Origin of the sequence: Fertoeibacter niger, from assembly GCF_009380135.2 — a bacterium.
GTDB classification, from domain to species: domain Bacteria; phylum Pseudomonadota; class Alphaproteobacteria; order Rhodobacterales; family Rhodobacteraceae; genus Fertoeibacter; species Fertoeibacter niger.
Genome location: NZ_WHUT02000028.1, coordinates 1 through 5,291, shown reverse-complemented (window position 1 = coordinate 5,291; position 5,291 = coordinate 1). Strand labels below are relative to the sequence as shown.

4 protein-coding genes are annotated in these 5,291 nt (G+C 67.4%); 2 read left to right on the top strand and 2 right to left on the bottom strand.

Features of this window, described 5'->3' with window-relative positions; all coding sequences use genetic code 11:
- The coding region (locus GEU84_RS20905) for a calcium-binding protein (RefSeq protein WP_277604991.1) at positions 1–735 on the top strand (735 nt) is incomplete at its 5' end.
- A gap of 44 nt (positions 736–779) precedes the next feature.
- Here the strand turns inward: GEU84_RS20905 and GEU84_RS20900 are convergent.
- Together GEU84_RS20900 and GEU84_RS20895 are read right to left on the bottom strand one after the other, a co-directional pair.
- A complete protein-coding gene (locus tag GEU84_RS20900; RefSeq protein WP_152828542.1) occupies positions 780–2,216 on the bottom strand; it encodes a phosphomannomutase/phosphoglucomutase in 1,437 nt (478 codons plus the stop codon).
- A gap of 52 nt (positions 2,217–2,268) precedes the next feature.
- The gene (locus GEU84_RS20895; protein WP_152828536.1) at positions 2,269–3,696 is read right to left on the bottom strand and encodes a mannose-1-phosphate guanylyltransferase/mannose-6-phosphate isomerase; all 1,428 of its coding nucleotides are present in this window, start codon (positions 3,694–3,696) and stop codon (positions 2,269–2,271) included.
- Positions 3,697–3,919: 223 nt separating this feature from the next.
- Between GEU84_RS20895 and GEU84_RS20890 the strand changes: the two genes are divergently transcribed.
- The gene (locus tag GEU84_RS20890; protein ID WP_174540119.1) at positions 3,920–5,224 is read left to right on the top strand and encodes a UDP-glucose dehydrogenase family protein; all 1,305 of its coding nucleotides are present in this window, start codon (positions 3,920–3,922) and stop codon (positions 5,222–5,224) included.
- Positions 5,225–5,291: the final 67 nt, after the last annotated feature.

The window sequence follows — 5,291 nt, the reverse complement described above, 5'->3', positions numbered from 1 at the left end:
ACCAACACCGGCGAGGCCATGGGCGACAGTTTCAGCGGCATCGAGGCGCTGACCGGCACGGCCGGGCAGGATACGCTGCTGGGCCATACCGGGGCCGATGTGCTGGACGGCGGCGCGGGCCATGACGTGCTTTATGGCCGGGCGGGCAATGACACGCTGCGCGGCGGGGCCGGGAATGACCTGTTCTTCGGCGGTCTGGGGGCCGATGCCTTTGACGGCGGCGCGGGTTTTGACACGGTGCAATATACGGGTTCCGCCGGGCTGCGCGTGGATCTGCTGCTGGGTGCGACCAACACCGGCGAGGCCATGGGCGACAGTTTCAGCGGCATCGAGGCGCTGACCGGCACGGCCGGGCAGGATACGCTGCTGGGCCATACCGGGGCCGATGTGCTGGACGGCGGCGCGGGCCATGACGTGCTTTATGGCCGGGCGGGCGATGACACGCTGCGCGGCGGGGCCGGGAATGACCTGTTCTTCGGCGGTCTGGGGGCCGATGTCTTTGTCTTTGCCGCCGGGCTGGACCGGATCGTCGATCTGCGGCTGGCCGAGGATGACCGTCTGCTGATCGACCGTGCGCTTCTGGGCGGGCAGGGGCTGAGCGGGACCGCCATCGTCGCGGCTTTCGCGCAGGTCGCGGGCGGCAGCGTGGTGTTCGATTTCGGCGGCGGCAACCGTCTGGTTCTGGACGGGCAGACCGATCTTGCCGCCCTTGCCGATCATGTGTTCAGCCTGTAGCGGCAGCGTTTTCCGCCGTTGCAGAGCCTTTCCTGCCGCCGCTGTCACAGGGTCTGGTCGTAATCCCCGACCAGCGGCTCCTGCCGGATCACCGCATCCAGATCGGCGAAGATCGCGCGCAGCTCGGCCTCGCTGGCCGGGCTTTCGCAGACCACCACCAGATTGGGCGTGTTGCTGGAGGCCCGCACCAGCCCCCAGCCGCCATTGGCCAGCATCACCCGCGCGCCGTTCACCGTGACGATGCCGGTGATCGCCTGGCCGCCGAGGCCCCCCCCCGCCGCATGCAGCGCCTCCAGCCGGGTGATGATGCGCGCCAGCACCGCATATTTCTCGGTATCGGGGCAGAAGGGCGACATGGTGGGCGAGCCGAAGGTGACGGGCAGCGCGCGGCGCAGGTCGGCGAAGCTTTCGCCCGGATGCCGGTCCATCAGGCGGCACAGTTCCACCGCCACCCGCATGCCGCAGTCATAGCCGCGCCCGACCGGGGGGGCGAGAAAGTAATGCCCCGATTTCTCGAACCCCGCCAGCGCGCCCAGATCGCGCACCCGGCGCTTCATGTGGCTGTGCCCGGTCTTCCAGTAATCGGTTCTGGCCCCCAGCCCGCGCAGCACGGGGTCAGAGGCAAAGAGCCCGGTCGATTTCACATCGGCCACGAACACCGCGCCGGGATGAAGCGCCGCATAATCGCGCGCCAGGATCACGCCCACCTTGTCGGCGAACACCTCGCAGCCCTCGTTGTCCACCACGCCGCAGCGGTCGCCGTCGCCGTCAAAGCCAAGCGCCAGATCGGCGCCGCTGGCCATGACCGCCTGCGCCATGTCATGCAGCATCTCCAGCGCCTCGGGATTGGGGTTGTAATGCGGAAAGCTGTAATCAAGGCCGCAGTGCAGCGGCACGACCGTGGCCCCGATGCGTTCCAGCAGGCGCGGCGCAAAGGCCCCCGCCGTGCCATTGCCGGTGGCGCAGACCACCTTCAAGGGCCGCGACAGGCGGAAATCGCCGGCCAGATCATCCAGATAGGCCTCCATCACGCCATCGGCAAAACGATAGCCGCCGCCGGGCCGCGCGATGCCGCGCCCTTCCAGCACGATGGCGCGCAGTTCGGCCATCTCGTCGGGGCCATGGGTCAGCGGGCGGTCGAACCCCATCTTCACCCCGGTCCAGCCATTCGGGTTGTGGCTGGCCGTCACCATGGCGACGGCGGGCACATCCAGATGGAACTGCGCGAAATAGGCCATGGGCGACAGGCAGGGCCCGATGTCATGCACCTGAACCCCGGCCTGGATCAGCCCGATCACCAGCGCCTGTTTGATCGCCAGCGAGTAGTCGCGGTAATCATTGCCCACCACGATATCGCCCAGCCCGCGCGCCTGCATCTGGGTGCCCAGCCCCAGCCCCAGCGCGGTCATGCCGGGCAGGTTGATCTGTTCGGGATATTGCCAGCGCGCATCATATTCGCGAAAGCCGGTGGGTGCGATCATCGCATCGCGCAGGAAGGCCCAGCTGTTGGGCGTGACGGTGGCAAGGGGCGGGTTAGCCACGGGCGTAGATATCCTCATAGCGGGTGATGTCATCCTCGCCCAGATAGCTGCCGGTCTGCACCTCGATCAGGGTCAGCGGCAGGCGGCCGGGGTTGGCCAGCCGGTGTTTCGCACCCAAGGGGATATAGACCGACTGGTTTTCCGTCACCAGCGCCACCGTGTCATCCACCGTCACCTGGGCGGTGCCGGCCACGACGATCCAGTGTTCGGCGCGGTGGACATGGCTTTGCAGGCTCAGCGCCGCCCCGGGATGGACCACGATGCGCTTGACCTGAAAACGGTCGCCAAGCGCCAGGCTTTCAAACCAGCCCCAGGGCCGGTGATCGCGGGGAAAGGCCTCGGCCTGGGGCGCACCGCGGGCCTTCAGCGCGGCGACCACGCCTTTCACCTCCTGCGCGCGGGATTTGTCGGCCACCAGCACGGCATCGGGCATGGCCACGACGATCAGGTTTTCAAGCCCCAGTCCCACCACCTGCTGCCCCGGCGCCTCGGCGCGCAGCAGCGTGTCCTGGCAATCCAGCGCGGTGGCGGGGCCGTGGCACACCACGCCCGCCGCATCGGGGCCGGTCTCGTGCCAGACCGCATCCCAGCCGCCCAGATCCGACCAGCCCCCGGCATAGGGCAGCACCGCCAGATTGCCCGCCTTTTCCATGATCGCATAGTCGATGGAGATATCCTCCAGCCCCTGCCAGGGGGCGGGGGCCAGACGGATGAAGCCCAGATCGGCGGTGGCCCCGGCCACGGCGGCCTCAACGGCGCTGTAAAGCGCGGGGGCAAGGCGGCGGTAGGCCTCCAGGATGGCCGCGATGCTGAACAGGAAGATGCCCGCGTTCCACAGGCAATCGCCACCCTCCAGCAGGGCCGCGGCCCTTGCGACGTCGGGCTTTTCGACAAAGCGGGCCAGCGGCTGCGGGGTGGTGGCGCGGGCGGCCCCGGCATCGGCCAGTTGCAGATAGCCAAACCCGGTTTCCGCCCGCAGCGGCACGATGCCGAAGGTTACAAGATCGCCCGCCAGCGCGCGCGGCAGCGCCTCTGCCACGCTGTTGCGGAAACCTGCCGCATCGGGGATCGCATGGTCGGACGGGGCCACCAGCATGACGCCGTCGGGGTCGGTCTGCGCCAGCCACAGCGCGGCGGCCAGCACGGCGGGGGCGGTGGAGCGTGCGGCCGGCTCGATCAGCACCGCGCTTGGCGCGATGCCGGTGGCGGCCAGCTGTTCGGTGACGATGAAACGGAAATCGGCATTGGTCAGGATGAGGGGTGCTGCAAAATCCGCCCCCGACAGCCGCCGCGCCGTGGCCTGGAACAGGCTTTCCGGCCCCAGCAGCGGGGCGAACTGCTTGGGATAGCTTTTGCGCGACAGCGGCCACAGCCGGGTGCCGGACCCGCCGCACAGGATGACCGGATGGATTTTCGTCATGATGCGTCTTTCCTGATCTTGCGCCCCTGCCCGCGCATTTAGGCGCGCTTGCCCGCGAAGGCCAAGCGGTTTTCCATCCGCCGCAGGGGGTTGCCGCGTGATTTGCCGGTGGCCTGTTCCCGCCGTCCCCGCAGGCACGCGCCGGGGCCCCCTGCCGCCCATGGCTTGACAAAGCGGCCGTTGCTTCGCCATCTGCACCAAATACACAACTAAGGAATTTTCCATGCGTATCGCGATGATCGGAACCGGCTATGTGGGGCTTGTGTCGGGGGTCTGTTTCTCGGATTTCGGGCATGAGGTGGTCTGTGTCGACAAGGATGCCCGCAAGATCGCCATGCTGAACCGCGGCGAGGTGCCGATCTATGAACCCGGTCTTGACAGTCTGATGGCGCGCAATGTCGAGGCCGGGCGGCTGTCGTTCACGCTGGATCTGGATGCGGCGATTGCCGGGGCCGATGCGGTGTTCATCGCCGTGGGCACCCCCACGCGGCGCGGCGACGGCCATGCCGACCTGACCTATGTGATGGCGGCGGCGGCGGAAATCGCCAGGGCCGCCAAGGAATATGTGGTTGTGGTGACCAAATCCACCGTGCCGATCGGCACCAACCGCAAGGTCAAGGACATCATGGCGGCGGCGAACCCGGGCCTTGATTTCGACGTGGCCTCGAACCCCGAATTCCTGCGCGAGGGGGCGGCGATCGACGATTTCATGCATCCCGACCGCGTGGTGGTGGGCGTGGAAAGCGAGCGCGCGGCCGCCGTGATGCGCGACATCTACCGCCCGCTGTCGCTGCGTGACTTCCCGATCGTGACCACCGATCTGGAAAGCGCGGAAATGATCAAATATGCGGCAAATGCCTTTTTGGCGACCAAGATCACCTTCATCAACGAAATTGCCGCACTTTGCGAAAAGGTCGGCGCGGATGTGAAGGAAGTCTCGAAAGGCATGGGGCTGGACGGGCGGATCGGCAACAAGTTCCTGCATGCCGGGCCGGGTTACGGCGGCTCGTGCTTCCCGAAAGACACCAAGGCGCTGGCCCGCATCGGGCAGGAACATGCGGTGCCGATGCAGATCACCGAGGCGGTGATCAAGGTGAACGAAGAGATCAAGCGCCGGATGATCGACAAGATCACCGATGTCTGCGGCGGTTCGGTGAACGGCAAGACCATTGCCGTTCTGGGCGTGACCTTCAAGCCCAACACCGACGACATGCGCGATGCGCCCTCGCTGACCATCGTGCCCGCGCTGGTGGGTGGCGGGGCCCGGGTGCGCGCCACCGATCCGCAGGGCCGGCATGAGGGCGAGGCCCTGCTGCCGGGCGTGGAATGGGTGACGGATGCCTATGCCGCTGCGGCCGATGCCGATCTGGTGGTGCTGCTGACCGAATGGAACGAGTTCCGCGCGCTGGATCTGGAGCGCATGGCCAAAAGCATGCGCAGCGCCAGCATGGCCGACCTGCGCAACATCTATTCGGCAAAGGCCGTGACGGAGGCGGGCTTTGCGGCCTATGTCTCGGTCGGGCGCTGACGGATGACCGCCGCGCGGTAACGCGGGGCAATCCGGCCCATCCTTCCGGTCACGGAAGGATGGGTGC

What these genes read in the sequence shown, in the direction of transcription:
- GEU84_RS20900 (WP_152828542.1), bottom strand. Translation starts at nt 2,216, where the DNA reads ATGATCGCACCCACCGGCTTTCGCGAATATGATGCGCGCTGGCAATAT.
- GEU84_RS20890 (WP_174540119.1), top strand. Translation starts at nt 3,920, where the DNA reads ATGCGTATCGCGATGATCGGAACCGGCTATGTGGGGCTTGTGTCGGGG.
- GEU84_RS20895 (WP_152828536.1), bottom strand. Translation starts at nt 3,696, where the DNA reads ATGACGAAAATCCATCCGGTCATCCTGTGCGGCGGGTCCGGCACCCGG.